Source organism: Thalassobacillus sp. C254 (assembly GCF_001310615.1).
The window spans coordinates 17,289-42,011 of sequence record NZ_BAXQ01000001.1 but is presented as its reverse complement, the minus strand read 5'-3'; the positions used below and the strand labels follow the sequence as shown (position 1 = coordinate 42,011).

General features: G+C 38.6%; 46 protein-coding genes and 1 pseudogene. 42 read left to right on the top strand and 5 right to left on the bottom strand.

Annotation, left to right across the window (positions count from 1 at the left end; translation table 11 throughout):
- Positions 1–318: 318 nt before the first annotated feature.
- From JCM19033_RS00290 to JCM19033_RS22975, 10 genes are all read left to right on the top strand, one after another.
- Entirely contained in the window at positions 319–972 is a 654-nt protein-coding gene (locus JCM19033_RS00290) for a DUF4352 domain-containing protein (protein WP_054634851.1), read from the top strand.
- A gap of 905 nt (positions 973–1,877) precedes the next feature.
- Positions 1,878–2,084, top strand: coding sequence for an XtrA/YqaO family protein (locus JCM19033_RS00280; protein ID WP_054634849.1), 207 nt, complete (start codon positions 1,878–1,880; stop codon positions 2,082–2,084).
- Positions 2,081–2,728: a DUF5677 domain-containing protein gene (locus JCM19033_RS00275; RefSeq protein WP_054634848.1), complete on the top strand. Its 648-nt coding sequence runs from the start codon at positions 2,081–2,083 to the stop codon at positions 2,726–2,728. Before JCM19033_RS00280 ends, JCM19033_RS00275 begins: the two co-directional genes overlap by 4 nt.
- A 289-nt stretch (positions 2,729–3,017) precedes the next feature.
- Positions 3,018–3,188, top strand: a complete 171-nt coding sequence (locus JCM19033_RS24740) for a hypothetical protein (RefSeq protein ID WP_269757885.1) — start codon at positions 3,018–3,020, stop codon at positions 3,186–3,188.
- On the top strand, positions 3,164–3,556 hold the full coding sequence (locus tag JCM19033_RS00270) for a hypothetical protein (RefSeq protein ID WP_054634847.1): 393 nt from the start codon (positions 3,164–3,166) through the stop codon (positions 3,554–3,556). The genes JCM19033_RS24740 and JCM19033_RS00270 overlap by 25 nt, the downstream gene beginning before the upstream one ends.
- A 14-nt stretch (positions 3,557–3,570) precedes the next feature.
- Positions 3,571–4,017, top strand: a complete 447-nt coding sequence (locus JCM19033_RS00265; protein WP_054634846.1) for a hypothetical protein — start codon at positions 3,571–3,573, stop codon at positions 4,015–4,017.
- 103 nt (positions 4,018–4,120) lie between these two features.
- The gene (locus tag JCM19033_RS00260; protein ID WP_054634845.1) at positions 4,121–4,564 is read left to right on the top strand and encodes a hypothetical protein; all 444 of its coding nucleotides are present in this window, start codon (positions 4,121–4,123) and stop codon (positions 4,562–4,564) included.
- Between the two features lie 199 nt (positions 4,565–4,763).
- Positions 4,764–4,925 (top strand): hypothetical protein, encoded by a 162-nt coding sequence (locus JCM19033_RS26935; protein ID WP_306301167.1) that lies wholly within the window; start codon positions 4,764–4,766, stop codon positions 4,923–4,925.
- Between the two features lie 8 nt (positions 4,926–4,933).
- Positions 4,934–5,263: a hypothetical protein gene (locus tag JCM19033_RS26930; protein WP_306301166.1), complete on the top strand. Its 330-nt coding sequence runs from the start codon at positions 4,934–4,936 to the stop codon at positions 5,261–5,263.
- Positions 5,264–5,364: 101 nt separating this feature from the next.
- Complete coding sequence (locus JCM19033_RS22975) at positions 5,365–5,538, top strand: hypothetical protein (RefSeq protein WP_304650816.1); 174 nt, start codon at positions 5,365–5,367, stop codon at positions 5,536–5,538.
- A 408-nt stretch (positions 5,539–5,946) separates the two neighbouring features.
- Here JCM19033_RS22975 and JCM19033_RS27835 read toward each other — a convergent pair whose 3' ends face one another.
- The 5 genes from JCM19033_RS27835 to JCM19033_RS00235 form a co-directional block, all read right to left on the bottom strand.
- Positions 5,947–6,318 (bottom strand): tyrosine-type recombinase/integrase, encoded by a 372-nt coding sequence (locus JCM19033_RS27835; RefSeq protein ID WP_374701184.1) that lies wholly within the window; start codon positions 6,316–6,318, stop codon positions 5,947–5,949.
- Between the two features lies 1 nt (position 6,319).
- Entirely contained in the window at positions 6,320–7,087 is a 768-nt protein-coding gene (locus JCM19033_RS00250) for an Arm DNA-binding domain-containing protein (protein ID WP_374701183.1), read from the bottom strand.
- Positions 7,084–7,551: an ImmA/IrrE family metallo-endopeptidase gene (locus JCM19033_RS00245; protein ID WP_054634844.1), complete on the bottom strand. Its 468-nt coding sequence runs from the start codon at positions 7,549–7,551 to the stop codon at positions 7,084–7,086. Before JCM19033_RS00245 ends, JCM19033_RS00250 begins: the two co-directional genes overlap by 4 nt.
- A 231-nt stretch (positions 7,552–7,782) precedes the next feature.
- Positions 7,783–8,343: a hypothetical protein gene (locus JCM19033_RS00240; RefSeq protein WP_054634843.1), complete on the bottom strand. Its 561-nt coding sequence runs from the start codon at positions 8,341–8,343 to the stop codon at positions 7,783–7,785.
- Between the two features lie 99 nt (positions 8,344–8,442).
- On the bottom strand, positions 8,443–8,787 hold the full coding sequence (locus JCM19033_RS00235) for a helix-turn-helix domain-containing protein (RefSeq protein ID WP_054634842.1): 345 nt from the start codon (positions 8,785–8,787) through the stop codon (positions 8,443–8,445).
- Between the two features lie 162 nt (positions 8,788–8,949).
- On the opposite strand from JCM19033_RS00235, the gene JCM19033_RS00230 reads away from it, so the two are divergent.
- The 32 genes and pseudogenes from JCM19033_RS00230 (at position 8,950) to JCM19033_RS00125 (ending at position 24,696) form a co-directional block, all read left to right on the top strand.
- The gene (locus tag JCM19033_RS00230) at positions 8,950–9,180 is read left to right on the top strand and encodes a helix-turn-helix transcriptional regulator (RefSeq protein ID WP_054634841.1); all 231 of its coding nucleotides are present in this window, start codon (positions 8,950–8,952) and stop codon (positions 9,178–9,180) included.
- Positions 9,181–9,205: 25 nt separating this feature from the next.
- Complete coding sequence (locus JCM19033_RS00225) at positions 9,206–9,409, top strand: helix-turn-helix domain-containing protein (RefSeq protein WP_054634840.1); 204 nt, start codon at positions 9,206–9,208, stop codon at positions 9,407–9,409.
- A gap of 42 nt (positions 9,410–9,451) precedes the next feature.
- Positions 9,452–10,099, top strand: a complete 648-nt coding sequence (locus JCM19033_RS00220; RefSeq protein WP_054634839.1) for a hypothetical protein — start codon at positions 9,452–9,454, stop codon at positions 10,097–10,099.
- A 49-nt stretch (positions 10,100–10,148) separates the two neighbouring features.
- Positions 10,149–10,388 carry a hypothetical protein gene (locus tag JCM19033_RS00215; RefSeq protein ID WP_054634838.1) on the top strand — a complete coding sequence of 80 codons (240 nt, stop codon included), beginning with the start codon at positions 10,149–10,151 and terminating at the stop codon, positions 10,386–10,388.
- 13 nt (positions 10,389–10,401) lie between these two features.
- Positions 10,402–10,530: a hypothetical protein gene (locus JCM19033_RS24735; RefSeq protein WP_269757884.1), complete on the top strand. Its 129-nt coding sequence runs from the start codon at positions 10,402–10,404 to the stop codon at positions 10,528–10,530.
- Between the two features lie 3 nt (positions 10,531–10,533).
- Positions 10,534–10,704: a hypothetical protein gene (locus JCM19033_RS24730; protein ID WP_157049675.1), complete on the top strand. Its 171-nt coding sequence runs from the start codon at positions 10,534–10,536 to the stop codon at positions 10,702–10,704.
- Between the two features lie 83 nt (positions 10,705–10,787).
- Positions 10,788–11,906 carry an AAA family ATPase gene (locus JCM19033_RS24725; protein WP_269757883.1) on the top strand — a complete coding sequence of 373 codons (1,119 nt, stop codon included), beginning with the start codon at positions 10,788–10,790 and terminating at the stop codon, positions 11,904–11,906.
- An 83-nt stretch (positions 11,907–11,989) separates the two neighbouring features.
- Positions 11,990–12,772 carry a hypothetical protein gene (locus JCM19033_RS24720; protein WP_269757882.1) on the top strand — a complete coding sequence of 261 codons (783 nt, stop codon included), beginning with the start codon at positions 11,990–11,992 and terminating at the stop codon, positions 12,770–12,772.
- Positions 12,773–13,651, top strand: coding sequence for a recombinase RecT (locus JCM19033_RS00205; protein WP_054634837.1), 879 nt, complete (start codon positions 12,773–12,775; stop codon positions 13,649–13,651).
- Positions 13,648–14,348, top strand: a pseudogene (locus JCM19033_RS00200) (MBL fold metallo-hydrolase). Before JCM19033_RS00205 ends, JCM19033_RS00200 begins: the two are co-directional and overlap by 4 nt.
- A complete protein-coding gene (locus JCM19033_RS22965; RefSeq protein ID WP_157049674.1) occupies positions 14,345–14,518 on the top strand; it encodes a hypothetical protein in 174 nt (57 codons plus the stop codon). The pseudogene JCM19033_RS00200 and the gene JCM19033_RS22965 overlap by 4 nt, the downstream one beginning before the upstream one ends.
- Positions 14,518–14,670 carry a hypothetical protein gene (locus JCM19033_RS23975; RefSeq protein ID WP_198153367.1) on the top strand — a complete coding sequence of 51 codons (153 nt, stop codon included), beginning with the start codon at positions 14,518–14,520 and terminating at the stop codon, positions 14,668–14,670. The genes JCM19033_RS22965 and JCM19033_RS23975 overlap by 1 nt, the downstream gene beginning before the upstream one ends.
- 16 nt (positions 14,671–14,686) lie before the next feature.
- Positions 14,687–15,484, top strand: a complete 798-nt coding sequence (locus tag JCM19033_RS23970; RefSeq protein WP_054634836.1) for a hypothetical protein — start codon at positions 14,687–14,689, stop codon at positions 15,482–15,484.
- 38 nt (positions 15,485–15,522) lie between these two features.
- The gene (locus JCM19033_RS00190) at positions 15,523–16,248 is read left to right on the top strand and encodes a DNA replication protein (RefSeq protein ID WP_306301165.1); all 726 of its coding nucleotides are present in this window, start codon (positions 15,523–15,525) and stop codon (positions 16,246–16,248) included.
- Positions 16,249–16,418: 170 nt separating this feature from the next.
- Positions 16,419–16,568: a hypothetical protein gene (locus tag JCM19033_RS22955; protein ID WP_157049673.1), complete on the top strand. Its 150-nt coding sequence runs from the start codon at positions 16,419–16,421 to the stop codon at positions 16,566–16,568.
- Between the two features lie 472 nt (positions 16,569–17,040).
- Entirely contained in the window at positions 17,041–17,217 is a 177-nt protein-coding gene (locus JCM19033_RS22950) for a hypothetical protein (protein WP_157049672.1), read from the top strand.
- Between the two features lie 150 nt (positions 17,218–17,367).
- Positions 17,368–17,517, top strand: a complete 150-nt coding sequence (fbpA, locus tag JCM19033_RS22945; protein ID WP_157049671.1) for a Fur-regulated basic protein FbpA — start codon at positions 17,368–17,370, stop codon at positions 17,515–17,517.
- Entirely contained in the window at positions 17,514–18,023 is a 510-nt protein-coding gene (locus JCM19033_RS00185; RefSeq protein ID WP_054634835.1) for a dUTP diphosphatase, read from the top strand. Before fbpA ends, JCM19033_RS00185 begins: the two co-directional genes overlap by 4 nt.
- Positions 18,024–18,049: 26 nt before the next feature.
- Entirely contained in the window at positions 18,050–18,202 is a 153-nt protein-coding gene (locus JCM19033_RS22940) for a DUF6011 domain-containing protein (RefSeq protein ID WP_157049670.1), read from the top strand.
- Positions 18,189–18,632, top strand: a complete 444-nt coding sequence (locus JCM19033_RS00180; RefSeq protein WP_054634834.1) for a DUF1064 domain-containing protein — start codon at positions 18,189–18,191, stop codon at positions 18,630–18,632. Before JCM19033_RS22940 ends, JCM19033_RS00180 begins: the two co-directional genes overlap by 14 nt.
- 12 nt (positions 18,633–18,644) lie before the next feature.
- Complete coding sequence (locus JCM19033_RS00175) at positions 18,645–18,971, top strand: hypothetical protein (protein WP_054634833.1); 327 nt, start codon at positions 18,645–18,647, stop codon at positions 18,969–18,971.
- A gap of 4 nt (positions 18,972–18,975) precedes the next feature.
- A complete protein-coding gene (locus tag JCM19033_RS22935; RefSeq protein ID WP_198153366.1) occupies positions 18,976–19,113 on the top strand; it encodes a hypothetical protein in 138 nt (45 codons plus the stop codon).
- 66 nt (positions 19,114–19,179) lie between these two features.
- A complete protein-coding gene (locus JCM19033_RS00170; protein WP_054634832.1) occupies positions 19,180–19,386 on the top strand; it encodes an XtrA/YqaO family protein in 207 nt (68 codons plus the stop codon).
- Positions 19,387–19,466: 80 nt separating this feature from the next.
- Positions 19,467–19,811, top strand: coding sequence for a hypothetical protein (locus JCM19033_RS00165; RefSeq protein ID WP_054634831.1), 345 nt, complete (start codon positions 19,467–19,469; stop codon positions 19,809–19,811).
- Between the two features lie 426 nt (positions 19,812–20,237).
- Positions 20,238–20,741, top strand: coding sequence for a hypothetical protein (locus JCM19033_RS00160; RefSeq protein WP_054634830.1), 504 nt, complete (start codon positions 20,238–20,240; stop codon positions 20,739–20,741).
- A 35-nt stretch (positions 20,742–20,776) separates the two neighbouring features.
- On the top strand, positions 20,777–21,019 hold the full coding sequence (locus JCM19033_RS00155; protein WP_054634829.1) for a hypothetical protein: 243 nt from the start codon (positions 20,777–20,779) through the stop codon (positions 21,017–21,019).
- 94 nt (positions 21,020–21,113) lie between these two features.
- On the top strand, positions 21,114–21,410 hold the full coding sequence (locus tag JCM19033_RS00150) for a hypothetical protein (RefSeq protein ID WP_198153364.1): 297 nt from the start codon (positions 21,114–21,116) through the stop codon (positions 21,408–21,410).
- 16 nt (positions 21,411–21,426) lie between these two features.
- Complete coding sequence (locus JCM19033_RS00145; protein WP_054634827.1) at positions 21,427–21,627, top strand: hypothetical protein; 201 nt, start codon at positions 21,427–21,429, stop codon at positions 21,625–21,627.
- A 7-nt stretch (positions 21,628–21,634) separates the two neighbouring features.
- Positions 21,635–22,087, top strand: coding sequence for a sigma-70 family RNA polymerase sigma factor (locus tag JCM19033_RS00140; protein ID WP_054634826.1), 453 nt, complete (start codon positions 21,635–21,637; stop codon positions 22,085–22,087).
- Between the two features lie 208 nt (positions 22,088–22,295).
- Positions 22,296–22,550: a hypothetical protein gene (locus JCM19033_RS00135; RefSeq protein WP_054634825.1), complete on the top strand. Its 255-nt coding sequence runs from the start codon at positions 22,296–22,298 to the stop codon at positions 22,548–22,550.
- Between the two features lie 236 nt (positions 22,551–22,786).
- Positions 22,787–23,407: a phage terminase small subunit gene (gene terS / locus JCM19033_RS21720; RefSeq protein ID WP_306301164.1), complete on the top strand. Its 621-nt coding sequence runs from the start codon at positions 22,787–22,789 to the stop codon at positions 23,405–23,407.
- Positions 23,407–24,696, top strand: coding sequence for a PBSX family phage terminase large subunit (locus JCM19033_RS00125; RefSeq protein WP_054634824.1), 1,290 nt, complete (start codon positions 23,407–23,409; stop codon positions 24,694–24,696). Before terS ends, JCM19033_RS00125 begins: the two co-directional genes overlap by 1 nt.
- Positions 24,697–24,723: the final 27 nt, after the last annotated feature.

Here is a 24,723-nt window from a genome sequence, read left to right as displayed (position 1 = left end):
GCAAATTTGTATAGATGATTCCAAAGAAAGTCTAAAAAAGTACTTATTAAGCTTAATCATTCCGGATGTGATAATAATTTTAAAAAAACGTCCTTCCTTTTTATGTTTTTCTTACTTTTCTTGTTGTATCGTGTACGCTTTTTCATCGTATAGCTTGTCTTCACTATTTATCTAAACAACTTTTGGATTGAAAATAAAATACGAAAGTCTAAAGGATGAGGTAAATAGTCACGTAACTCAAAGGAATTAATGATAAATAATAGAAAAAAATACCAATTTAGTATATAGTTAGTCTATAAAAAAGAGGGGGGAAGCTGTATGTCTAAATTAGTTAGCTGTAAAGCGTGTGAGCAAGAAATTGCAAAGGGTGTAAAGAAATGCCCTAATTGTGGCAAGGATCAAAGAAATTTTTTTATGAGACATAAAATTACGTCATTTTTTGGGGTATTATTTGTGATTGGAATTATGGGGATTGCATCTGGGGGTGGGGAGGAAGTATCAGTATCAACGGAGTCCACAGATGCTGAAGAGGTAGGAGCTGAGGAAAGTGAACCGGAAGAAGTAACATATAGTTTAGACGATGCCATTAATTTAGGTGATACAGAAGTGACTGTAATAAATTTTGAAGAGCGAGATGAGGTGGGGGATGAATTTTTTAATAATACTGCCTCAGAGGGAGGGACTTTAGTTGCTATTCAGTATACTATCAAAAATATTTCTGATGAACCGATTGGTTCTTTTTCAACTCCGACAGCTAAGTTAGTTGATGAAAATGGAACCGAATATAGTTATGATATAGATTCTACAGGCAATTATTCTGTTGAGACCGGTGATAATGATTCTAAAGTGCTTAGCGATTTAAATCCTGGTATTTCCGTGACTGACGTTAAAGTATTTGAGGTTTCAAAAGAGAAGTTTAGTGAGGGCGATTGGTTTATTGAGATTGGGGGCGAAAGAGTAGCACTTAAATAAACTTTCCTAAATACGCCCATTGTGGGCGTATTTTTATTTGAGCCAAATAACTGATCCGGCTATTTACGCAAGCTTCTTCAACGTCTTTTTAACTGTAACCTCCTTTACGGAATGAAGCGACCCTTCTTACTTTTCGTTTTATCTGCTTCAAACACAAGGACGGAGCTAGAAATTTTTATATTTGTTGCCTTTAACGATAAGGTATCAAAAATTCTAGTCATTCTGTCTAAAAGGACGTTCATTAAGACATAAAGCTTTTTAATCTTTTCCATCGGATGACGTAACATTATTCTTTTCCGTTAAGTATTTGAAAAACGCCCGCAAGGTTTTTAAAAGGGTATTAATTGTAGATCGTTTTAAACATACCGTTTCAACAACTTCTGACTTATATTTATATCCGTCGAATACACGCGTTCTTCTTTCATATAGCGAATATAATGACTAATAAGCGAAATATCTATCGCATCTATACTTTCTTTTTGTATGTACCTTCGATCCGTTAAAATACTTAATATTTGATGGGTATTGATTTAAGATACTATTCGATCGTCCTCTGCAACCTTAGCTTCGTAAAATTCCTTGATCAGTTCGCTACGTTTCGCTTCCTTTCCTCCACACCTGCTCTGTAAGTCTTAATTTGTTTACCTTCAAGTATAAAAATAACGTCCCTTCTCGTAGTCTACAAAGGAACGTTTGACATCCGTTTGCAGGGTAGCGCTGTCCGCCACCCTGCGGCTACTATTGCGACTAAGTCACCGGATAACTGGATCCCTTGCAAAAAGAGTGGCAGGCAGGAAAGCTAAGAGTCTATTAACACCTAAGTTTTTTAAGCTATAAAAAAAGCCGTCCCCTTCGGAAACGACTTACCCTACTGCTATTATAACACGTCCGAGGGAGATACTTATATGGGGAACAGACTAGAAAGATTAGAAATAGATTCAGCTACAGGAAAGCTAGAAATTGATATAATGGAAAAAAACACCTCTTTTGCCATTGTGGTATGTAATAGACAAGCTAAATTAACTTCTCTACCTGACCACGGAGAGACCAAGATCATTACGCACCAGGGAAAGGTGAAACGGGTGAAATACGACGAGGGGGAGGAGTTTTGAGAGAGATAACTCAAGAGGAACTTGAAAGGTTTCAAAATTTAGAGAATGAGTTTTTAAGTTATAAAACTAAGATAGAATCAATAATGAAAAAGGTCCAAGAGCAAGGAGCGGAACAGTATGATGAAAAAATTTATTTTTTGAAATCCTTTCAATTACTGCTAAGTTTCATAGCTGAAAAAGGAGTTATTGATCATGAACATGAAGAAGTAAAAAATATTTTTACTAAGGTGTACCATGATTTGGGCGGTATAATTTCTTGTTTAGAACAAGGATATCAAGTAGCAGCAATTCCTTTAATTAGGGTGTTATTTGAGACTACTGTAAATGTAAAGTTTATTTATCAAGATTTTGATAAAAGAATAAAAATTTATGAAGAAGCAAAGTTTATTGAACAATACAAAAGAATGGACAAACATGACCTTCCAGAAGAACAGAAAGTGTATATCAGGAAAAATTACAAACGAGTAAAAAACAACTATGATGAGTATAAAAGTTGGTACTCTAAGTATTTTAAACAGAACTTCCTTAAAGGCACCAAGAAAAGTGCAAATCTAAGGCAATTAGCAAAACATGTGGGCATGGATATGGAGTATGAAGAATTATATGGGAGTTTCTCTTTAGTCTCACATGATCATCAGCAATAACACCCATTTTTAAAAAAGGTAACAACCCCCAAATAACACCAACATATGACTCATCAATAATTAATTTGCTATATATGGCTTTTCATTTTTCATATCAAATTGTACAGACAATATTAAGACCATATGAAGAGTTTTCTCTTTTACTTGGGACCATGAAACGTAGTTTTGAAGTTATTTTTACAGAATAAAACAAGTTCTACCAGCCATCTGGAGGACGCTAGCTTTAGAGTATTTCTGATTAAATTCAGAGTAGCTCTAGAGTTGGTGTCCTTTTTTTAAAAAAGAGAGGGTGATACCAGTGAAGTGTGTCTTTAATGAAAAGCTCATGTGGGATGAAGGAACAAGTATGGAGAGGCAGTATGAAGATTTAATCCTTTTCCATACTGGAATGAACATAGAGGCGATTAAGGAAGCTGGAAGCAAATTGTTGAAACGATGTCTGGTTTTATTGAAGAAATGACGCGCATTATAAGAGACAACTTCGATAGCTGCAAGCAAAATGTTCACTATCAAGAAAACAAACAATACTACTCCATGCCTCTGAAGATAGGTAAACCTAACCAGGTCATGAATCGCAAACCAATGATACGCGGATCCTCAGTCAAATATAGAAACGGGGTTGTGGGGATGAAACCGACATTGCAAGAACAGTTAACTGCAGCTGCAAAACAGTTAAACATAGAGCCACCAAAAAAAGCGAAGAAGAAAAAGTCTAAAAGGAAAAAGAGCAAGAAAGAAATCTTATCTAGCCATGACATAAAGAGTCTGATGGGAATGAACAGAGAGACTTACTCGAGAGGCAGAGGCGGGGCTATTAGACAAAAATAAAAGGGGTGCTGACAATGAACATGGATAACCTCAGAGAAGAAATAGATGAGGTAATTAAAGATTATCAGTGGATGGTCCATGAGATTGAGAGGTTGCAAAAGATGCTATATAGTTCTAAGTCAGCCCCCTCTAGTCTTGTCAGTCAGTATGGATTAGAGGTTGCTATGCCTAAAGCTCAAGGAACGAATTATCATGCAGAAGAGTACCAAGAAATGATGGATGCCAGGCGAATGAAACGACTGGAACGAATGAAGGGGAAAGTGGAAGCCATTGATAAAGACGCCTCTTCTCTTCCCACTGAAAAGCAACAGGCTGTCTTAGATCTCCTCATGATTGGCTTTACTTATAGAGGAATTGGAAAAGTATTAGGCATGACCATTTCTACAGTCAGTCGTATAAAAGACGAAATTCTGGAACATTTGGTACAAATGAGTCATATAAAAGATTTTTTGCGGAAATAATTTTTTTGTGTGTACACTGGGAGGGAGGTCGGCGCGGCAGAGTTTTACAGTATATAAACCTAATTCCATTTTGTAGTAGAATGAGCTACAAGGGGTGAGCATAATGGATAAAAAATCTAAGTTTAATTTTGATCCTGAGAGGTTAGTAAGAAAATCTAAACAAGATCTGGTAAGTCTAGAAATTGATCATAGAAGCAGTTTGCAAGCCTTTGAACAATTTTGGGAAGAGCAGGCCAAACAAGAAGAGTATGAAAAACAAAAGAAAGAAAGGTATCAACTAGATGTATTAAATACCCTAAAAAATATTGAAGCTAATACAGCCTACTTGCAAGAGATGAGAGACTTATTAGTTGAAAACCGAGAATTCCAACAAGAGATTTTAGAAATTCATACAGGGATACTAGAATTAGCAGCATCACCTAATGAGGAAACAGCCAAAACGAAATATAGGCAGTTACTAGATAAAGCAAGAAACTTTACTGGAGATGTAGAAACAATGGGGAAATTAATGAAATATGTTACCGACACTTACCAAATGTTTTCGTGAGCGCCCTGAGCGCCCTACGGGGTGCTTTTTTTATTCTCCAAAACAAACGAACCGAATGGTGGGGGTGGGTGAGAGTAGTGGCCGACAATCATAAGAAAGCTGAATGAGCAGGATTATCTTGCTGGCATGAAATATAAAGAGATAGCTGGGAAGTATGGCGTTTCGATTAACACCGTAAGTTCTGGAAGAGACGTTATGAATGGACAAGAGAAAAGGGTGCACCCAAAGTGTGCACACAAAAAAGAAGGATGGACAGCCTGGCAACATCAATGCTAAAGGTCACGGCGCTCCACCAAAAAACACCAACGCTGTAAAGCATGGATTATTCTCTAAGTTTCTTCCAGACGAAACATTAGGATAGTAAATCAGATGGGTGAGGTCTCACCTGCTGATATTCTTTGGATGAATATAGAATTACAGTTTGCTTCTATCATGAGAACTCAACAGATCATGTTTGTTGAGTCAAAAGATGAAATGATTAAGGAAATTAAGAAAGAAAAAGAAAGCTGGAGAGATACTTCAAGCAGTTTTGAAACCGAATGGGAATTCGATCGTCAACCCACCTTTTTGAACTCTCAAAGAAGGGAGATGGGAGAGCTTAGAGGGATGCTCAAGCAGTTTAATAAAATGGTTCATGAGGGGGATGAAAGAATGTTGCAGGCTGAAAGAATGAAAGCGACTCTTGATAAGACTAAGTAAGAGACTGAGTTTATTGAAGAGCGACCTAAGCTTATTAAAGGCACTAAGAAAGATACCAGTCTTCTTGAAGCACTTATTCAAGCTAGGAAGGGTGAGGAATAATGTCTATCACCTTTTCGCCTAAGCAGCTGCAGATTATTCAAGCTCCTTATGATCATACTCTGGAAGTAAATGAGGGCACGCCCCGGTCATCTAAAACGACTGCGGGTGTTTTTCGTTATGCTGACTATTTAGCTACTTCCCGGGATCCAGAACCATTTAGTAGTAGTTTATAACCAAGACAAGCTTTCAGGCTCTTCTCGTAGAGTTAGTTTGATTCACATAACTTTAAATACTTTGAACAGATCAAGGACGATGAGCGCGGAAAAAAATAATTCTAATACCATATGGAGAAGGAGTCATTATAGCTAGGCAAGAAATTAATTAAGACAAAAAGAAAACCCCATGGAATCCAAGGGGTTGAGTAGTTTATGTATGGTGTCCCGTACTGGTCTCGAACCAGTGACCTCCACCCTGTCAATCTAATTTGCGGTATTTCAGCCCAATGTACCTGTGAACTAATGCTCTCAGGGTGCTATAAATCAACATTTCATATTTACTCATAATGCACCTTGTGAACTTAAAGAATAAAGTGCGTGGTCATTTATGTGGTCAAACGTGGTTAGAATGTGGTCAGAATGTGGTCAAATTTCTTTGCGGGTTCTGGACTCTAACATAGATTTTTCAAAAGCATCTGCTGTCCTTTTTTGCATGTCTGGAATGACGTGGCTATAAACATCCAGTGTGACACTCACCTTACTATGCCCTAATCGTTCTGAAACAATTTTAGGGTGCTCACCCATCTGAAGGAGGAGGGTAGCATGCGTGTGTCTTAAATCATGGAAACGAATCCTCGGCACATCTGCCAACTCAATTAATCTTAGAAAATGCCTCCTTAGATTATCTGGACGAATTGGTTTGCCGTCAGCTGTAGAAATCACCAAGCCATGATCTTGATAAGCAGAGCCAAACTTTAGTTTCGCTTGTTTTTGAAGGGAACGGTGCTTACTTAACATTTCAACTGCAAAAGAAGGAATGGAAATCCTGCGCCGGGCATTTTTTCGTTTTTGGTTCTTGAAAAACTGGTTGTGTATTAACTTTAATCAATGTTTGCCTTACACTTAGTGAAGCTTCCTCAAGGTCAACATCCTTCCAGCGTAGGCCTAAAATCTCACCGCGTCTCATTCCTGTATAGATAGCTAGTACATAAATAATGTAGTAAAAAGGATTATCCTCCTTAGCTACATCCAGAAAAGCATTGGCTTCTTCACGAGTCCATGTCTCTATTTCTTTTGTCTCCAGTCGGGGTGGATCCACTAGCTCAATAATGTTCCTTTCAAGGATTTGCCACTTTACTGCTGTGTTAAATGACTTTCTTAATATGGAGTGAGCGTAACGAATATAATCAGAAGAAAGGTTATGGGACTTCATCAGAGCATACAAATTATTCACATGATGTGGTTTTAAATCTTTTAGTTTATGCCGGCCTAAATCAGGAATAATCCATTTGTTTGTAACTACTTTCGTGTTCTCGATCACTGAAGGGCGTAACCTGTTTTTAGCATCCTCTAACCATTCCTCTATAAATTCTGTTACCGTTGTAGACTTAGGTTCTAAGTAAGTACCCCTTTCAATTTTGTTGATGAGTTCTGCAGCTGCGGCTTGTGCTTCTTTTTTTGTTTTGAAGCCAGTCATGGTTTTTTGTTTTCTCTTCCCTTGATGATCTTTGCCCGCGTCTATTGTAAAAGACCATTTACTGCCTCTTTTTCTAAAGTATCCTTTCATGGTTCCATCCTCCTTTTGATCTGAAATAAACGAGTGACAGTGAAATTGATAGGAAGGCAAAACTCCGAGGATATCTTGTTGACAATTTTTCTATCATTAAGGTTATAGTGTTTTAGAATATGCCAGGGAAGAGCAGCAACATAAGCAAATCTTTGAGCGTCCCACTCTAAATATCTCGTATAGTCCTCATATAAATATTCTGTGTGTCCTTCATGTCTGAGTAGGTGACCCAATTCATGAAAAAAATCTGCATTTATTTCCTCTGGATTTTGATTAATATTTAAAAAGATAATTCTTTCTCCATATGAGTTACGGCAAACAGAAACCTCTTCATTTGGTATGACCTCAACATTAAACACATTAGCTAAGTTTTCTACTGAGAGTTCTTTTGCTGTATATATCTGATTTTTAATATATAAATCACTGACCCAATCTTCTAAATGAGAGTAGAAGTAACGTTGCATGAATAATCACCCTTTAAAGAGAACATATGTTTGCTTTTATGGTTGAAAGAAAAGCCCAAGTAAGCTTATTGGTCTGATTCATCAGAAATAAAAAACATAATTCCTAGCATTTCTGACATATCAATTGAGTATCTTAATCCATCTCTAGTAGTTTCACCGCTAAATTCAGAACTATCAGCTTCGGTAAAACCTATATCCTCTAAAATCTCTCCCCGGTCATTCTCATTTAAATCAGTTGGTTGCCATTATCATTAATCCCATGTTAAAGAGGATGTCATAGGCAGCATCTTCACTACCATCACTTTGAGCAATCATGGTAACTTCTCTCAAAGAATCATCTGCTTTATTTACAGTTCCATTTATTATCACGTTAGGAGTAATTTGATGTTGGAATACATCTTGCACTTCTCCTTCAGTAACATTAATTTCATCGATAGTCCAACCTACTTGGAGTTCCTCAGAAGCTGCGTTATATCTAGAAGCAAATTCTTCTGCATCGTATCCTAGTGTCCCAGGGATTTCATGAACAACTTCCTCTTCAACTTCTTCATTTACTTCTTCTTCTATGGTCTCTTCGTTATCAACATCGTTGTCTTCTCCAGTAGTTGAATCATCTTCATTCTCTTCAATGGCTTCTTCCGATGCTGTTTCCTCTGCCTCCGCTTCTACTTCCTCTGTTGCAACTTCCTCATCATCGTTCATTGAGCTAACGACACCAGAGAAGGCAATGACAGCAATTACTATGAACCACCATCGTTTGTAAAAAGGTTTTTTCTCTTTCTCTTTCTTCATTTATAAGACCCCAAAATATATTAATAATCCTATAGTCTCTCACCATTTTAAGTTAATATAGGAATATTTACCCTACTATAGGTTAAAAGAAAAAAGGGGTTACTTTCCCCATTTCTTTTTTGACTGCCTATACAATCTTAGTTGTTCTTCTAAGTATTCTTTTTCATCATCTGTTAGAGGTTTGCCATGGCGAGCAAAAACGGTTGCATTAGGATCGTCAAAAGCCGTTTTATATGGTCCGTCATATTCTGTTCTTCCTAAAAGATAGTCGCTAGTTGTATCTAGTGAATCAGCAAATTTCTTAATTTCCTCGTCTGAAACAGCTCGTTTCCCAGCTTCTATTCTGTTCATTACGCTGTAATTTAAATTTACTTTGTCTGCTAAATGACGTTGGGACCATTCTCTTTTCTCTCTCAACTTCTTAATACGTTGCCCTATGTCCATATAAACACCCGTCTTTCTATTTTAGCAATTACATTTTAACACGTTTCCAATATAGAAAAAATAAAATTGCTAAATTGGAAATTTATTTATTGACATTGCTGAAATAGAAATGTAATATAATAATCAAAGGTTGCTAAAACAGCAATTCGGAGGTGAGACAGCATGGAAAAACTAAACCACAAATTTATTAAAGAAAGAAGAAATGAATTAGGTATATCCTTACAAGAAATGGCCTATGAATTAGGGTTTAAGAATGCTTCAACTTATATGAAATATGAAAATGGAACCTATGCTTTTAAAGCAAACCATGTTCCTGTTATTGCAAAGAAATTAAAGTGTCGAATAAATGACATTTATTTTTTTAGTAACAATGTTGCTAAAACAGCAAGGTAGTGAATTCGAATAGGAGGTGAATTAAATGAGCAAAACAAAATCGATTGATGACTACCCTTTAGTTTTGAGAGCTGAAGACGTGGCAGAAATCACAAGAGTTTCTAAGCGTCATGCTTATGAAATTATGACTCATTCTGGGTTGTTAATTCCAATGGATAGTAAATCTAAAAGAGTCCCTAGAGACGCATTCTTTCAATGGTTACAACAGGGAGCCAATCAAGTTATCTAAGATCATTGTACTTTGAAAACTAAATAAACAGGAGCGAACATAATGCCAAACAAAACGAGAGGGGCTCAATTGTACAAGCCCTCAGCGATACCACTCATCTTAAAAATTGCTAGGGAGCGAGCGTGTCAATCCGAACGACGTAGCAAGAAGTGGTTATCTGAACATTTAGGGATTACCCAGAAACGACTAACCAACATCGAAGACGGGACGGCACAAGCTCCTTTGGATCTCTGTCTTGAATGGTGTGATGCAGTGGAAGATGAAGTCGCTAAAGAACAAATTCAACATATTTACGGTTTGGGCTTGCCTCCTACGGATCCGCGCTTACTGGAAAGCGTTCCTGCTGAACTAGCAAACTTTGAAAAGGAATTGGATGAAGCGAAAAAAGCAGCTGATGAGATTAAGGGAATGAGTCAACGTTTCCGTTCGTGGGCCGGTCTTCCTCAGAGGGACGCTGAACAACTTCAAAATGATATAGCCCGGCAAATTCTAGACATCCAACATGCAGCTAAGTGTTTACTACATGCCATGAAAAATGAGTGGAATCTCAATCAAACTTATGTAGAAACGGACTGGATCAACCGGGCTATACACAATGGAGTCATTGTTCACAGGGTCAGTGATTATGAGGAGCTTATGAGAGAGCGTACAGATCAGGAACGATTAAAACAATTGGGGGTTATGAAATGAAATTTGAATTGAATTTAAACCAAGCAGAGAAGGCTGCAGTTGTATCAGCATGAAGGAAACTAAAGAAGTGATAGAAGTATCTCCCTCTTTAACAACGATTGCTCTTAGCAAAGCAGCTGCTGGTAAATCAATAGACAGCATGGAAGCTATCATCATTGTGATTTCACTTAGGAAGAAAGCTCAGACATTCAACCATTCCAGGCAATTAACTCAGTTAGCAGACCGCATTGAAGAAAAGAAGATCTCCCATCAAATGAAGTACCATCCACTTCATGCAAAAGCTATATAAGGAGGTGAGAGTGTTGGAAGACTTGAAAAATCGGTTGGATACAGTGATTAGGGAACTTCAAAAAATGGAGTACAAAACAACAGACCTCTTAATTGAAGCTAGAGCCATTAAAGAAGAAATGGAAAAACAGGAGGTGCAGTAAGAGTTGGAAAAAGAGGAGCTTGAATTTTATATTATCAATCACATTGACGTTTTATCTATTCGTATTGGTTATGACAACGGTATAAACCGTGTAGCCTACAGGTTATGCTTCAGTCCACAAACAGTCAAAAGAATATATGTAGAAATAAAAAAAGCCAATCAGATTGCCGTCTGATCGACTTTACTGGGGGTGAATTCCTAAACGAGTTACTCACATTGTAATTGACCCCCTCAAAAAAATCAAATGGAGGGACAAACATGAAAGAAATGTTAATTCAAAAGCTTGCGTTACGAAACTTTAAAGGAATTAAAGAATTTATCCTACAAGCCGATGGGGAAAGCTTAAAAGTATTTGGGGACAATGCTACAGGAAAGACCACACTCTTTGATGGGTTTAACTGGCTACTGTTTGATAAAGACAGCCATAACAAGAAAGACTTCCAGCTTAAAACGGTAACGGTAGCAGGGGAAGAGATTCACGGCCAGGAGCATGAAGTAGAAGGAACTTTCCTAGTAGACGGTAAGGAAACAACACTTCGTAAAGTTTTCTCTGAAAAGTGGACAAAGAAAAGAGGGAGTGCTGAACGCACCTTCTCAGGCCATACCACGGATTACTATGTGAACAGCGTGCCGGTTAAGAAGAAAGAGTACACGGACAAAGTAGCACAAATCATTGATGAAGATGTCTTTAAACTATTAACCTCCCCAAGTTTTTTCAATGAACAGCTGCATTGGCAAAAAAGACGGGATATTCTTCTTGAAGTCTGCGGAGATATTACAGATGAAGAAGTCATTCAGAGTGACAGAAAGCTGATAGAGTTACCAGGCATTTTATCTGGAAGAAGCATAGAAGACCATAGAAAAGTCATTGCTTCCAAACGAGCAGAGATTAATAAAGAACTTGACCGGATCCCGGTAAGAATTGATGAGGTTCAACGCTCCATTCCTGAAGTTGAAGGATTAGATGAAGAAAGCATTCATGATGATCTCACCTATGTAAAGAAGGCGATTGAAGATAAGGAAGAAGAATTGAATCGCATTCGCTCGGGTGGAGAGGTTTCAGAAAAACAAAAACAACTGAGGGAAGTTGAGGGTGATATTCTTCAGATCAAGAACGAGCACCAGGCATCTAATCATGACAAGGTGAACGCCATGCGAAAAGAATTGTATCAAGTGAAAGGCCAGGTTGATTCCGTTAAATATGAAATTGATCGAAAGAAGAATCAGCGTCAGAGAAACAGTGAATTGATTGCCGATTATGAGAAACGGGCCGATCAATTACGCAGTGAGTGGCACAAGGTGAACGAGAAGGAATTTGAAGACTCTCATGAAAAAGACTGCCTACATGCGGTCAATCCCTTCCAGAAGAACAATTAAAAGAAGCCCATGAGAAAGCCAAGGCAAACTTTAATCTTCAAAAAGCAGAAGCATTAGAGGGGATTGTTGCCCAGGGCAAAAGCTTGAAAGCTAAGAGTGAAACGCTAGTTGCTGAAAATGACAAACTGCAAGATGAAGCTCTTCAAAAAGAGAAAAAACTTTCCGAGTTACAAGAGCAGATCACTGCATTGGATAGTGAAATCAAAGCACTGGAAGAAAAGACAAGTGATATTACGGAGAATTCAGGCTACCGGACAAAAGTTGAACAAGCAAAAAACATTGAAAAGTCTATCGAGGCGTTACGTAGTTCTGTAGATGAGTCAGCTTCTAAAGTGAAAGATCAAATCACGAACCTCAAAGCAGAAAAGGACAAGCTTGAACTTGATTTATCAAAATTCAATCAGGAAAACCTTGCTCAGAAACGAATGCAAGAGCTAGCAGATCAGGAGAAAAAATTAGCTGCAGAATTTGAGCAACTGGAACAACAACTATACCTCACAGAAGAGTTTATCCGTACCAAGGTAAACCTTCTGGAAGAAAAGATTAATTCTAAATTCCAATACGCTCAGTTCAAGCTCTTTGATACTCAGATTAACGATGGACTAAAAGAAACATGCGAGACCCTTTATAAAGGCGTTCCTTACTCAGGCGGTCTTAATAACGCAGCTCGTATCAATGTAGGACTGGACATTATCAATACACTCTCTGAGCATTATGGATTCTCTGCTCCTATCTTTGTAGATAACTCTGAAGCCGTTACTAGATTAATTGATACAAAGGCCCAGGTTATTAGTTTGATAGTTTCCGAGGAGGACAAGGCACTGAGAGTTGAACAAGCAGAGAGAACAGCACAGGAGGCGATTTAATTGGCAGAACAAAGAAATGAATTAGCACTGATTAAGAAAGACACTGTAGATGTGGTGGCAGGGAAGGTGAAAGAGTTTCAGGAAAAGGGAGAGCTGCACTTCCCGGCTAACTACAGTCCAGAAAATGCCATGAAATCTGCTTGGCTTACTCTGCAAAGTACAGTTGACCGAAACAAAAAACCGGCTTTAGAAGTTTGTACCAAAGATAGTGTAGCGAACGCTCTCCTGGATATGGTTGTGCAAGGACTAACACCGGCTAAAAAACAAATTTACTTCATTGTTTATGGAAACCAGTTAGTTTGTCAGCGTTCCTACTTCGGCACCATGGCAGTTACTAAACAAGTGACTGGAGCAAAAAGCATTGATGCAGCTGTTATATATGACGGTGACGAAGTGGATTATGAAATGGAGAATGGCCGGATCGTCAACCTAAAGCATAAACAGAAATTCGGAAACATCGATAAAGAAAAAATCATCGGTGCTTACGCCACGATCGTCTTATCTGATGACAACGTTTATAACGAGTTGATGACGATTGAGGAACTAAGGAAGGCATGGTCCAAAGCTCAGTTTTGGGGCAAGGATCAGAAGGTTGAAAAAGCAGGAAGTACTCATGATGAATTTAAGCAGGAAATGGCTAAGAAAACAGTGATTAATCGGGCATGCAAGAAGTTCCTAAACTCCAGTGATGACAGCAGTTTAGTTATTAACCATTTCAATAGGCAGGATGAAGTAAGAGAGGAAGCTGCTTTAGAAGAAGAGTTAGAGCAAAACGCTAACAAAGAATATATCGATGTGGAATACCAGGAAGTAAACGCTGAGCCAAAAGAAGAGGAGAAAGATCCTGAGCCAGTCGCTCAAGGTGGTCCAGGATTTTGATTGAGGTACAAGCTCTTGCCTCAAGCAGTAAGGGGAACTGCTACCGGGTGACAGACGGTAGCACCTCAATCCTGCTGGAGTGTGGCATTAGTTACAGAGAAATTCAAAAAGGTCTTCATTTTAAGATGTCAGAGGTGGCCGCCTGTTTAGTCACTCATGAGCATAACGATCACTGCAAAGCCATTAAAGAAGTCATGAAAGCTGGCATTGATTGTTATATGTCCAAGGGCACAGCAGAAGCCATTGGAGTAAGCAGTCACAGAATAAAAAACGTCAAAGTGAAAGAGGCCTTCCAAGTAGGAACTTGGACTATCCTACCCTTTGACGTGGAGCATGATGTTTCAGAGCCATTAGGGTTTCTCCTTACAAATAAAGTCGGGGACAAGCTTTTATTTGCAACTGATACGTATTACGTAAAATACCGATTCAAGGGCTCACCCACATCCTTGTTGAAGCGAATTATTCCCTTGAAATTCTTAATGAAAACATTCTGAATGGTTCAGTTCCTCAAGTTATGAAAAAGCGTCTCCTGCGCTCTCACTTTAGCCTGGAGAACGTCAAAGAATTCCTACTAGCTAATGACTTATCAAAGGTACAAGAAATATGGCTACTGCACCTTTCAGACAGTAACAGTGATGAGGACCTTTTTAAGAAAGAGATCATGAAGCTAACTGGAAAGGCCGTTTATGTACCATGACGTATGCAGTGACTATCCCTTACTGCTATGTATGGCTTACCAAAGGATACGAAAACAGAGGTGTCCTGTTTAAACACTATGTTGAAAGTTATGTGAAAAGAACTTATCCGGAAATGGAACTGGTGAAGATCCAGGGGATGAAAGCCATTGTGAGAAGGAGAGAAGAATAATGAAACAAGGTAAAAAGCCAACAAGGAACCAAAAGAAAGCCTTAGTGTTTGCTGGGTTAAACCCCCGTAACTGGCTTGTCTGCAAGAATCGTGAGGGTCTTATACATCTTGAGCATAGAGAAACGGGAAGGAAGAGAGAAATCCCAAGCTAAAGGGAGGGGGCGGACATTGAGTGGGTACATCAAAGATTATCGTAAGGAATTAGACAGCGACATATGGATGATGCCGCCCCTTTACCATAGGGTCTGGCAGTATCTGAAATATAAAGTGAATCATAAAGAAAATCGCATTCCTCTGGATGACAGCTTTTTAACCATCAAGGCTGGGCAGCATCTAACTTCAGTTAGGAACATTGCAAAAGAAACTGGCTGGTATGAAAGAGCAAGTTGGAAAGAAGCAAATCCCAAGACCATTTCTAAGATCCTTGAGTGGTTAGAGAAACAAGAAATGATTTCCATTGATAGAGGTAAAGGTAACAGACAGTACACACTAATAACCTTGATAAATTGGGATTCTTACCAAGTGAAAGAGGGAGAAGGTAACACTCAGGGAACAGCAAGGGAACAGGACGTGGATATAAACAAGAATGAAAAAGAATGTATTAAGAATGATTTTACTACTACTGCTGCTACCACACACGTGAGCGAAAACAATTTGCCAGAAGAAAAAAGTGACGGGGTGCCATTAACCGACCTTAAAGGTGAGTCTGAGGACGTGCCGGCTGTCGCAGACGAAATATCACACATTTCTCAAGAGCAAATGATTTTAGATCACTTTGTAAAACTTCGTAACCGAGGCTTTATGGTTGCTGAGAAAGATAGGCAAGCAGCTAAAGACATTCTTTCGGCAAACATTCCACTCCAAGACGCCTTTCGCTGGATGGAAGAAAAGTTTAATAACTACCAACCGCGTCATAACCGCGACTATATCCAAAGCTTAGAATACTGTGTTGGCTACATTTTTTGATCAGTATCATGAGCAAAAAGAGAGAAAGGAGAGTACGCATGGCGGCACGGTTCACAAATATGGCAGAAGTCATGGCCGACCTAGAGGCCAAAGCGTTGAAGAGGCATTTAAACAACTCGAAGCAGACAGAGAAGCCTGGGGAGGTTAACTATAACTGCACTAAATGCAAAGATACTGGCTGGCTCCTTTACAACGACGAAAAAGGAAACAGCTTAGGCAAAGAGTGCCAGTGCAGGGAACAGCAAAAGCTGGAAAACCGGTTTAAGAGTGCCATGATTCCTTCTGAATTTAAGGACGCTAGGTTTAATAATTACAAGCAAGAAACTGAGCTTCAAAAACAGTTATATGAGTCCATCGGCAGCTATCTTCAAGGTTTTAAAAAGGCTTTCAGCAATGAAGAAAACACCTACACGGGGGAGCATCCAAACCTTGGTTTCATAGCTGAATTTGGAGAACAGCGCATTCGTCAACTTGAAAGCTCAGTTAGATCTCAGGTGAAAAAAGAGAAGAACAGCTTCGGGCTTGGGAAGACACATTTACAAATAGCAGCTGCAAAGTGGTTGCTAAACAATGGCTTTACTGCTGTGACGGTTTCAGATACTTCCTTCATGGACGAGCTTATGCAAGCCAGAATGCTGAGTGACGAAAGTGAAACCTTTAACCGGCTTCTCAATAAAGCCTTAACTGTCAATGTTCTGATCTGGACGATATCGGCAAATCAAAGCCGACAGAAGCCAAAGAAAGCATGTACTACAAAATTATAAATGAGCGCTATCGAGCAAACAGGCCTATCATTTTAGCAGCAATGAAGACAGGGGAACATTGGCAGAACGAATTGGTTATGCAGCTGCCAGCCGATTGATCGGGAACTGCTCAGACAACCATTTGATTGAATGTGTCGGCCAAGATTGGCGCTTGAGAAAGGGGTAGCCAAATGGTACCAAAATCAGCTGCATACATGCCTGCAAGGGAAACGACTCCAGCAGAGGTAGAGAACAGACGAAAGCAGATGATCAGGTTGCAAGAGCAGATCCAGGAAGAAATGAAGCGCCGTGGTCTTATCCAAGACAAAGCTATTGGATAATTAAGATTTCACTGATGGTTATGTACCTATTTTCAGAATTTCACTAAAAAACATTATGTCATCCTTAATTAACTCTTTTAACTGTGCATCGTTACATCTTTTATATTCATTTATCAATAAATAAATTTCTTTTATAAACAAAACCATTTCTTCAGCCGAAACCATATCTATCTCCTTATTTTTGGCCTATAACCTTAGTCGTTATTCGTAACTAACAGTATAAGGAGAACATCGTTACAAAGAAACAGTTTCGATATTATTCGTCCTAAATCGACATATCATAAAATTTTGTGGTTTCATCTTCATATTTTTTTACCCATTTTATTACCAAAATGTTCTTCTGTTGGATAAGGAAGGAGAGGAAGATGATTGAACTGGGGATGTACCTTACCAAACATGTCACGGCTCCTTTACTTGTAGCAGCGTCGTTGCTTTATCTGATAGCCATATTATTCGGGGAGAGGGTGAGGAAATGAGCGAAAAAATAGAAGCAATAAAAAAGGAATACAAGAATGGGACTGTTTGGTCACATTTTGTTCCTGTTCTTGTTAGAGAAGTAGAATGTCTAGAACAACGAGCCAGGCGAGCAGAGGATGAGCTGATCTATTGGAAAGATAAAGCTGAAAGGCTAGAACGAATAATTGGGTAAAAAAAGGACCAGGATTTTTACTCCTAGTCCGAGGTCTATTGGGGTTTCACACATTGGTTATATTCCTTTTTTAATAAACAATTAATCAACCAATTTATCTTTTGGGCTAGAAAAGTAAATAGGACCTATAGCACGAGAAGGAGGAATTTCATGGAACTAAGACGGCTGTGCTTAATTAATGAGCTGGAGAAACAAGGATTCTATGAATCTAGGGATGGAAAGTCCCTGAGAAAATTATCTCTACAGGAATTAGAATGTGAAGCCATTCGATTACCGGAACTAAAGGAGATTGCTAAATGATCATCAGATTATCAGAGCTATACGCAAAGCAAGCGATTTTAAACAAGCGTATTAAAAACGAACACAACCTTTTTGACGATGACTTATTTTTAGATCAAGTGCTGGCTCTCTTAGTGGAAATTGGAGAAGCAAGCAATTCCAGTAGGCATTTTAAATATTGGAGTACAAACCAAAAACCAAAAGAAGACTTGAGAGAAGAATTCGTAGATGTTCTGCACTTTGGATTATCTCTTGGTTTAGAAATTGGTTATCATCTTGGGTTGGTAAAGGCTCACATAGGCAGTGACCTAACAACCCATACCTTGCTCTTAGCAGAAAGAGTCATTCAGTTAGCTCAAGCCAGGGATCCTAAAATCCCAAAAAGCTTATTAATCGAAAGATATGAAAACATGATGCAGTATCTGCTGGGGCTTGGAATCATGTACGGATTCAGTGAAGAAGAGATCATTGAAGGCTACAAGGAGAAGTTTGCTGAGAACATGAGCCGGCAGGCTACTGGTTATTAGAGGGAAACTGCGAAGGAGGTTCTTTCATGGAGTGCGGAAGATGCGGCCGAGCATTAAAAGATAAAAAGAGTTTTGAACGTGGTTATGGACCTAAGTGCTGGAAGAAGGCTCAGGCTGACGAAAAGGAAACAGAACAGGAAGGGGAAACGCCTCAGCATGGAGAGAATGAAGGCGTCTGAATACCGTAAGAGCCTTAAAAAGAAAAAGAACAAATACAGGGCAAAGAGGACGGTTGTAGATGGACATACATTTGATAGCAAACTAGAAGCCAGGTATTATCAGCAGCTGCTTTGGTTAAAAGCTCATGGTGAGATTAAAGAATTTACCCTCCAACCTAGATACATACTTCAAGAAGCTTTTAAGAAAGACAGCACCACCTATCAAAAGATTGAATATGTAGCTGACTTTGAAGTGCTGCATGAGGATGGCAGCATTGAAACAGTTGATGTCAAAGGCGTGGAAACAACTGATTTTAGGATAAAGAAAAAACTCTTTCATAAGAGGTATACAAACAAGCTTTCTGTTATCACTTTCGATCAGCGTTTTGGTGGATGGATCGAACTGGACAAGCTCAAGAAATACAAACAGGAAAGCTCAAAAGGTGGATGAGGAGGGGGAAAGATGGAAGTCAAACTGAAGTTCCAGCCCGGGGACAGAGTTATTTCTAATCATCTTAACCAAAAAGGAACGGTTCTCATTGGCAAGGTTGAAGCGTACTACCGTTTTGGCAAACTAGTGATCACCCAATCTTATTTTGTGAAGTTTAGTGCTACTAATACGAAATGGTTCGATGAAGAAGCTTTACGCACTGGATTAGAACTAGATGACGAAGAGCTGATCCATGAGATTCTGCTGGATGCCCATCTTAAACACAGACAGTGGAAGGTTGTACAGGGCTTATTAAAAGAGAAGGGAGAAGATGACAATGAAATTCATGAAGTCAGTTGATGCAATGAGTCGAAAAATTGATAAAGCTACCCAAATGGCAGGGGACGTTCAAGCAGCAAAAGAAGGTACTGGTTCCATTGCAAAAAGAGTAGCAGGCAGGAAAGCTAAGAGTCTTTTAACACCTAAGGTTTTTAAGCTATAAAAAAGTCGTCCCCTTTGGAACGACTAACCCTATTGCTATTATAACACGTCCGAGGGGGATACTTATATGGGGAACAGACTAGAAAGATTAGAAATAGATCCGGCTACAGGCAAGCTAGAAATTGATATAATGGAAAAAAACACCTCTTTTGCCATTGTGGTATGTAATGGACAAGCTAAATTGACTCCTCTACCGGACCACGGAGAGACCAAGATCATTACGCACCAGGGAAAGGTGAAACGGGTGAAATACGATGAGGGAGAGGAGTTTTGAAATAGCTACTATTAGATTTTTGGGAGAATATACTTCATAATGACAATATGTGTATTCGTAATTATGAAGGAGGGTTGGTTATGTGGATTTTAGTTTTTATTGGTGCGATAGGGGCAATTGTTGGAACTTTTTTAAGGCTAGGTTTTAATTGGCCCGCAGTATTAATTACTTTACCGATTTTATATACAGCTCTCCACACGTTATACTTAAACGTACGAAAAGTGCGGATTCTAATGAGAAGAATGTTAAATTACTTGAGCCTTTCTACATTTGACATGAAATTTAATGCTGTATTTAATATCGAAGAATATACAAAAATAAAAAATATCAATAATGACTACCTAAAAGTACAAGAAGTGATTTATGAAGTATTACAAAATGAAGGGTTTAAAGGAAACAAGAACGATTTAATTGAGCTCTTTTGATAAGGTAAGCGGGGTGAAATTTTACATTCATCCTTATAAGATCTATATGGCAATAGATCAAGTTGATAACGCTGGAGAACGTATTCTTACTGTGTCAGCAGACGCGAGATTAAGATACAGAAATGGAGAAAAAATAATCAGTGATTTTTAATAAATCTTTATGAGGGGATCGAAGGTTTAGGACTAAAACAAAATAAATACACTCTAAAATTATCAAGAAATAGTAAAAGTAAAAATTTTATGACTAAACATTTTATAAAAGAACTGCAGCCTACTGAAGTTGCTACATTTAATATTAAGGTTAACTATTCAAACATAAATATAACAGCCAACCAAAATGAAGTAACTATAGTAACAAAACAAAAAGTCAATTTATTAAAAGGGATTAAATACTCGTTAGAGATAATAAACTAAGGGGGAGAGAAGATGCCGCAATCAATAATAATGCAGAAATTAGAGAGTTTTCCTCAAAACTTCCCAGCAAGGACAAATAGTATGGGTACTGGTACAACTACTTTACAATTCACCTCTGAAATTAGGGAGTTAGGACTAAGTGAGTACACAGAGGAAGAGATTAATAAATACCAAGTCCTTCACCCGATAGGAAATTCTTTTGAAGGTAAGGGAATTATAGAAGATGGAAGTGAACATGATCTAATTGCTGTCTCTCGTGATGAGACCTTTAATATATTTAGGACTCAAGACGACTTCTTACTGTTTAGTGACGCCAAAAAAGCAATCATAGAGCATGGAATCAAGCGATTAACCGAGGGTACTTATGACCATGGAGAGGGGAACGTGTTTAAGTCTGAAAAGATAACCATTGACTTAAGTTCTTTAAAAGAAGAAATTCAGGCCGGCGCCTTAGGTAGAATAAGAGGTGGTTGGTGGAGGGGTCTTCAAATAGCGGATGTAGAAGTAGCATATTAGGTGGAGGAAGTGTAACAGAAAGCCATTACTGGAATGTGTACGAAGAAAGTGAAGGAATTATTTCAGCGTTAAGACTAGATGTGCCCAATATAATGGATGATGATGAAGAGGTATTAAAGGTATTATTAACTAAAGAAGGGAACTTGGTAATATATAAAGATATTCCAACTGAAAGACATCTTTTAGAAGTAGCGACTACAATTTTTAATTTAGCTAAAAACACCTTGAATAATGTTCTACCAGCCATCTGGAGGACGCTAGCTTTAGAGTATTTCTGATTTAATTTCAGAGTAGCTCTAGAGTTGGTGTCCTCTTTTTTTATTTCAAAGAGAGGATGATACCAATGAAATGTGTCTTTAATGAAAAGCTCATGTGGATGAAGGAACAAGTATGGAGAGGCAGTATGAAGATTTAATCCTTTTCCATACTGGGATGAATGTAGAAGCGTATAAGGAAACGATAAAGGAAACCTGGAAGCAGATTGTTGAAACGATGTCTGGTTTTATTGAAGAAATGACGCGCATTATAAGAGACATCTTCGATAGCTGTAAGCAAAATGTTCACTATCAAGAAGACAAAAAATATTACTCTATGTCTTTGAAGATCGGAAAGCCTAGCCAGGTCATGAATCGCAAACCAATGATGACCCGGATCCGCAATCAAATATAGAAACGGGGTTATGGCTATGAAACCAACATTACAAGAACAGTTAACTGCAGTTGCCAAACAGTTAAACATAGAGCCACCAAAGAAAGCGAAGAAGAAAAAGTCTAAAAGGAAAAAGAGCAAGAAAGAAATCTTATCTAGCCATGACATAAAGAGTCTGATGGGAATGAACAGAGCGACTTACTCGAGAGGCAGAGGTGGAGCTATCAGACAAAAATAAATGGGTGATGACAATGAACATGGATAAGCTCAGAGAAGAAATAGATGAGGTAATTAAAGATTATCAGTGGATGATCCATGAGATTGAGAGGTTGCAAAAGATACTATATAGTTCTAAGTCAGCCCCCGCAAGTCTTGTCAGTCAGTATGGATTAGAAGCCTCTATGCCAAAAGCACAAGGGACTAATTATCATGCTGAAGAATATCAAGAAATGATAGACGCTAGACGAATGAAACGACTGGAACGCATGAAAGGGAAAGTGGAGGCTATAGATAAAGATGCCTCTGCTCTTCCTTCAGAAAAACAGCAGGCTGTAATGGACCTTCTAATGATCGGCTTTACTTACAGAGGAATTGGAAAAGCATTAGGCATGACCATTTCTACAGTCAGTCGTATAAAAGAGGAAATTCTGGAACATTTGGTACAAATGAGTCATATAAAAGATTTTTTGCGGAAATAATTTTTTTGTGTGTACACTGGGAGGGAGGTCGGCGCGGCAGTGTTTATAAGACATAATAAAATTACGTAAGAGAAGGCCCTTTTGGGTCTTTACTTATTGCAGGAAAGTATCTCCTTTTGTCGAATGTGTTAAAAAAGGTGGTGCTAAAAAGTGGAAAATTTTAAGCAGTTTTATAAAAATCACATAGAAATGTTGCAAAGGAGGTTAAATGATATATATACCATTCCCTTCCAGAAGGTACAAAGAGGACAGTAACCAATCCGAAATAAACGTCAAAGAAGAACTAAATTTATTAAACGAATTTGAGTCAGTCTATTCTGTAATTGAATATCAAGGAGAACCTTCAGGGCAAGTATATGAGAAGTATAAAGGGTATTTAGATAATACAAGAAAAAGGATAGAAATTTTATCAGAGGAGAAGAAAGTAATAGAGGAAAAAAATGCAGAGGACATTAAAACATAAGGGCATTATTAGAAGAGTTTATAACTCGGCAACAAAATACTAATTAAATGCATCCTCCGGGGTGCTTTTTTATTGCTCCAAAACAAACGAACCACACAGTGGGGTGGGTGAGATGTAGTGGTCGACAATCATAAGAAAGCTGAGCAGGATTATCTTGCTGGCATGAAATATAAAGAGATAGCTGAGAAGTATAGTGTCTCAATTAACACCGTTAAGTCCTGGAAGAGGCGTTATGAATGGACAAGAGAAAAGGTGCATCCAAACAAAAAAGTGTGCACACAAAAAAGAAGGGTGGTCAGCCTGGCAACATAAATGCTAAAGGCCATGGCGCTCCACCAAGAAACACCAACGCTGTAAAGCATGGATTATTCTCTAAGTTCCTTCCAGACGAAACATTAGAGATAGTAAGTCAGATGAGTGAGGTCTCACCTGCTGATATTCTTTGGATGAACATAGAATTACAGTTTGCTTCTATCATGAGAGCACAACAGATCATGTTTGTTGAATCAAAAGAAGAAATGATTAAGGAAATCAAGAAAGAAAAAGAAAGCTGGGGAGATACTTCAAGCAGTTCTGAAACCGAATGGGAATTCCAATTTGCTTGGGATCGTCAGGCTACCTTTTTAAATTCTCAAAGCAGAGCTATGGGAGAGCTAAGAGGGATGCTCAAGCAGTTTAATGAAATGGTTCATGAGGATGATGAAAGAATGCTGCAGGCTGAAAGAATGAAAGCGACTCTTGATAAGACTAAGAAAGAGACTGAGTTTATTGAAGAGCGCACTAAGCTTATTAAAGGCACTAAGAAAGATACCAGTCTTCTTGAAGCACTTATTCAAGCTAGGAAGGGTGAGGAATAATGTCTATCACCTTTTCGCCTAAGCAGCTGCAGATTATTCAAGCTCCTTATGATCACACTTTGGAAGTAAATGAGGGCACACCCCGGTCATCTAAAACAACTGCCGGTGTTTTTCGTTATGCTGACTATTTAGCTACTTCCCGGGATCAGAACCATTTGGTAGTGGCTTATAATCAAGAGCAGGCGTTCAGGCTCTTCATGGAGTGTGATGGTTTTGGTCTGATTCATATCTTTGGAGACTTGGGACAGATCAAGCATGACGAGCACGGGGATCATTTAGAAGTTCATACTCCAAATGGAGTGAAGAAGGTTTACTACAAAGGAGGGGGCAAGGTTGATAGCAAAAAGGCAATTACTGGGATGTCATTAGGATCCGTAGCCTTTTGTGAGATTGACTTGCTTCATCTGGATATGATCCAGGAATGTTTCAGGCGTACCTTTGCAGCTAAAGACCGTTATCACTTGGCTGATCTTAACCCTCCAGCTCCAAACCATCCTGTTATCAAGGAAGTGTTTGAGGTACAAAAAACACGCTGGACTCACTGGACCATAGACGACAACCCAATAATCACAGAAGAACGTAAACAAGAGATTTATGAAACCTTAAAGAAGAATCCTTATCTCTTTCAAAGAGACTGGGAAGGTAAACGAGTCATTCCTTCTGGTGTGATCTACAGCGTCTTTGACATGGACAAGAACATAAAGCCAAAGCTAGAAGGTCAAAAGATTGAGATGTACTTCTCTGGTGACGGAGGGCAAAGCGATGCAACAAGCGTGGCCTGCAATATTGTAACCAAACATACCGGAAAGAAACGATCATTTGAATTTAAACTCAATAGAGTAGCCCATTACTTTCACAGTGGTACTGATACAGGACAGGCCAAGGCAATGAGTGTTTACGCCAAGGAGATTAAAGAGTTTATCTTCTGGTGCCAGGAAACATATAACATGGTTCGTTCTGAAGTCTTTATAGACCCTGCCTGTAAATCACTTAGAGAAGAGCTCCACCTATTAGGGATCCAAACAAGACCAGCTGACAACAACAACAAAGACATAAAAGGATCATCAAAAGGAATTGAAGTTGGGATTGAAAGGCTACAAAGTGCAATGACTAATGAGCAATTCCTTCTAATTGAGCAGCCAAATGATGATTATGACCATTACAACTTTATAAAAGAGGTTGGGATGTACATTAGGGACGACAACGGAAAGCCAGTTGATGACAATAACCACGCTATGGATGAAGCCAGGTACGGCAACAACTATTTCTATAAGCGATATGTCCTATAAGGTGGTGAAAACATGTTCAAAAACATC

Excerpts from the sequence above, each read along its gene's own strand:
- JCM19033_RS00290 (WP_054634851.1), top strand. The coding sequence starts at position 319 with ATGTCTAAATTAGTTAGCTGTAAAGCGTGTGAGCAAGAAATTGCAAAG.
- JCM19033_RS00280 (WP_054634849.1), top strand. The coding sequence starts at position 1,878 with ATGGGGAACAGACTAGAAAGATTAGAAATAGATTCAGCTACAGGAAAG.
- JCM19033_RS00270 (WP_054634847.1), top strand. The coding sequence starts at position 3,164 with ATGTCTGGTTTTATTGAAGAAATGACGCGCATTATAAGAGACAACTTC.
- JCM19033_RS00265 (WP_054634846.1), top strand. The coding sequence starts at position 3,571 with ATGAACATGGATAACCTCAGAGAAGAAATAGATGAGGTAATTAAAGAT.
- JCM19033_RS00260 (WP_054634845.1), top strand. The coding sequence starts at position 4,121 with ATGGATAAAAAATCTAAGTTTAATTTTGATCCTGAGAGGTTAGTAAGA.
- JCM19033_RS26935 (WP_306301167.1), top strand. The coding sequence starts at position 4,764 with ATGGACAAGAGAAAAGGGTGCACCCAAAGTGTGCACACAAAAAAGAAG.
- JCM19033_RS26930 (WP_306301166.1), top strand. The coding sequence starts at position 4,934 with ATGGGTGAGGTCTCACCTGCTGATATTCTTTGGATGAATATAGAATTA.
- JCM19033_RS22975 (WP_304650816.1), top strand. The coding sequence starts at position 5,365 with ATGTCTATCACCTTTTCGCCTAAGCAGCTGCAGATTATTCAAGCTCCT.
- JCM19033_RS27835 (WP_374701184.1), bottom strand. The coding sequence starts at position 6,318 with ATGTTAAGTAAGCACCGTTCCCTTCAAAAACAAGCGAAACTAAAGTTT.
- JCM19033_RS00250 (WP_374701183.1), bottom strand. The coding sequence starts at position 7,087 with ATGAAAGGATACTTTAGAAAAAGAGGCAGTAAATGGTCTTTTACAATA.
- JCM19033_RS00245 (WP_054634844.1), bottom strand. The coding sequence starts at position 7,551 with ATGCAACGTTACTTCTACTCTCATTTAGAAGATTGGGTCAGTGATTTA.
- JCM19033_RS00240 (WP_054634843.1), bottom strand. The coding sequence starts at position 8,343 with ATGAAGAAAGAGAAAGAGAAAAAACCTTTTTACAAACGATGGTGGTTC.
- JCM19033_RS00235 (WP_054634842.1), bottom strand. The coding sequence starts at position 8,787 with ATGGACATAGGGCAACGTATTAAGAAGTTGAGAGAGAAAAGAGAATGG.
- JCM19033_RS00230 (WP_054634841.1), top strand. The coding sequence starts at position 8,950 with ATGGAAAAACTAAACCACAAATTTATTAAAGAAAGAAGAAATGAATTA.
- JCM19033_RS00225 (WP_054634840.1), top strand. The coding sequence starts at position 9,206 with ATGAGCAAAACAAAATCGATTGATGACTACCCTTTAGTTTTGAGAGCT.
- JCM19033_RS00220 (WP_054634839.1), top strand. The coding sequence starts at position 9,452 with ATGCCAAACAAAACGAGAGGGGCTCAATTGTACAAGCCCTCAGCGATA.
- JCM19033_RS00215 (WP_054634838.1), top strand. The coding sequence starts at position 10,149 with ATGAAGGAAACTAAAGAAGTGATAGAAGTATCTCCCTCTTTAACAACG.
- JCM19033_RS24725 (WP_269757883.1), top strand. The coding sequence starts at position 10,788 with ATGAAAGAAATGTTAATTCAAAAGCTTGCGTTACGAAACTTTAAAGGA.
- JCM19033_RS22965 (WP_157049674.1), top strand. The coding sequence starts at position 14,345 with ATGACGTATGCAGTGACTATCCCTTACTGCTATGTATGGCTTACCAAA.
- JCM19033_RS23975 (WP_198153367.1), top strand. The coding sequence starts at position 14,518 with ATGAAACAAGGTAAAAAGCCAACAAGGAACCAAAAGAAAGCCTTAGTG.
- JCM19033_RS00190 (WP_306301165.1), top strand. The coding sequence starts at position 15,523 with ATGGCGGCACGGTTCACAAATATGGCAGAAGTCATGGCCGACCTAGAG.
- JCM19033_RS22955 (WP_157049673.1), top strand. The coding sequence starts at position 16,419 with ATGGTACCAAAATCAGCTGCATACATGCCTGCAAGGGAAACGACTCCA.
- JCM19033_RS22950 (WP_157049672.1), top strand. The coding sequence starts at position 17,041 with ATGAGCGAAAAAATAGAAGCAATAAAAAAGGAATACAAGAATGGGACT.
- fbpA (WP_157049671.1), top strand. The coding sequence starts at position 17,368 with ATGGAACTAAGACGGCTGTGCTTAATTAATGAGCTGGAGAAACAAGGA.
- JCM19033_RS00185 (WP_054634835.1), top strand. The coding sequence starts at position 17,514 with ATGATCATCAGATTATCAGAGCTATACGCAAAGCAAGCGATTTTAAAC.
- JCM19033_RS22940 (WP_157049670.1), top strand. The coding sequence starts at position 18,050 with ATGGAGTGCGGAAGATGCGGCCGAGCATTAAAAGATAAAAAGAGTTTT.
- JCM19033_RS00180 (WP_054634834.1), top strand. The coding sequence starts at position 18,189 with ATGAAGGCGTCTGAATACCGTAAGAGCCTTAAAAAGAAAAAGAACAAA.
- JCM19033_RS00175 (WP_054634833.1), top strand. The coding sequence starts at position 18,645 with ATGGAAGTCAAACTGAAGTTCCAGCCCGGGGACAGAGTTATTTCTAAT.
- JCM19033_RS22935 (WP_198153366.1), top strand. The coding sequence starts at position 18,976 with ATGAGTCGAAAAATTGATAAAGCTACCCAAATGGCAGGGGACGTTCAA.
- JCM19033_RS00170 (WP_054634832.1), top strand. The coding sequence starts at position 19,180 with ATGGGGAACAGACTAGAAAGATTAGAAATAGATCCGGCTACAGGCAAG.
- JCM19033_RS00165 (WP_054634831.1), top strand. The coding sequence starts at position 19,467 with ATGTGGATTTTAGTTTTTATTGGTGCGATAGGGGCAATTGTTGGAACT.
- JCM19033_RS00160 (WP_054634830.1), top strand. The coding sequence starts at position 20,238 with ATGCCGCAATCAATAATAATGCAGAAATTAGAGAGTTTTCCTCAAAAC.
- JCM19033_RS00145 (WP_054634827.1), top strand. The coding sequence starts at position 21,427 with ATGAAACCAACATTACAAGAACAGTTAACTGCAGTTGCCAAACAGTTA.
- JCM19033_RS00140 (WP_054634826.1), top strand. The coding sequence starts at position 21,635 with ATGACAATGAACATGGATAAGCTCAGAGAAGAAATAGATGAGGTAATT.
- JCM19033_RS00135 (WP_054634825.1), top strand. The coding sequence starts at position 22,296 with ATGATATATATACCATTCCCTTCCAGAAGGTACAAAGAGGACAGTAAC.
- terS (WP_306301164.1), top strand. The coding sequence starts at position 22,787 with ATGGACAAGAGAAAAGGTGCATCCAAACAAAAAAGTGTGCACACAAAA.
- JCM19033_RS00125 (WP_054634824.1), top strand. The coding sequence starts at position 23,407 with ATGTCTATCACCTTTTCGCCTAAGCAGCTGCAGATTATTCAAGCTCCT.